We start from the raw sequence: 933 nt of genomic DNA, 5'->3' as shown, positions 1-933 counted from the left end.
GCCAGTTCAAAGCCTGCCAAAGGTTTTTTCGGTACCTTTATCTTTCTGCATTTAAAACGCTTAAAAGGATCTGTGACTAGAAATTCTTTATCCAATGCAATAAGGACAATTTTCTTAAAGTTAGTAATATATTTAAGAGCAGTATTATTCGCATTGTTCTTTACAGTCTTAAGATAAAACTCATATTCTTTTACAAACTCAAAATTAAGTTCTGTAAACTCCATATCGTGCACGCCATATTTGTAAAGCATGAAGTCTTTAACATGATTCTTTGATATCTCAAAACGAACATGGGTGCCTATTGCATATTCACCTTTTTTTACCAAAGCAAGCATCTGATCATTATGAATCTGAAATTCCTCAAGTACGGTAGTTTTCAGCTTAGTTTTACCTAAAATAAAATTAATCAGCTTTACACTGGTCACAGGCTCCTGCTTTTCCAAAAGCTGGTCAGCAAATTTTCTTATTTTCATTTCCAGCGAGTACAAAAAGAAATTCAGTGCTTTAGCATCTTCTTTATTTCCTGCTGCCCGTCCTGATTTCTGTTCCCAACGGTTTACATTCCACTTTCGTTTAGTGGAGGTTTCTTTGGGCACGCCGTTAACGATAACTCTAAGATAAATGTATCTTTCATTCGTACTTTTTGCAGAACTCTTCAAAAAGAAGATAATTCCAAAACTGTTTTCTAACATAATTCAACAATTAATAAGTTAATAAAGGTCGAATTATAATATCTCTAAATCAAGTCGTTAACCAGCTTAACATGTCTAACTAACAATACATTACGTTGTTTTTCGTGGCAACTTTTTTTGAGATTCTAAAATGCCACAAATAATCCACAAAAATTAGGGCAGTTTTGAGCATTTTTGAAAACAAGATGAGGAATAAAAAAACCCGCATCGTAGTAATGATGCGGGTTTTCAACGTTTAAAC

At 33.3% G+C, this 933-nt stretch carries 1 protein-coding gene; it reads right to left on the bottom strand.

Annotation, left to right across the window (positions count from 1 at the left end; genetic code table 11):
• A partial coding sequence (locus AC4FQ3_RS22785) for a phage integrase SAM-like domain and Arm DNA-binding domain-containing protein (protein WP_491183403.1) occupies positions 1 to 692 on the bottom strand: 692 nt, incomplete at its 3' end.
• Positions 693 to 933 lie beyond the last annotated feature (241 nt).

This window comes from Flavobacterium sp. AK-345, assembly GCF_058310175.1.
Note: the sequence above shows the minus strand (reverse complement) of the source record. Positions and strands in the feature narration are given on the sequence as shown.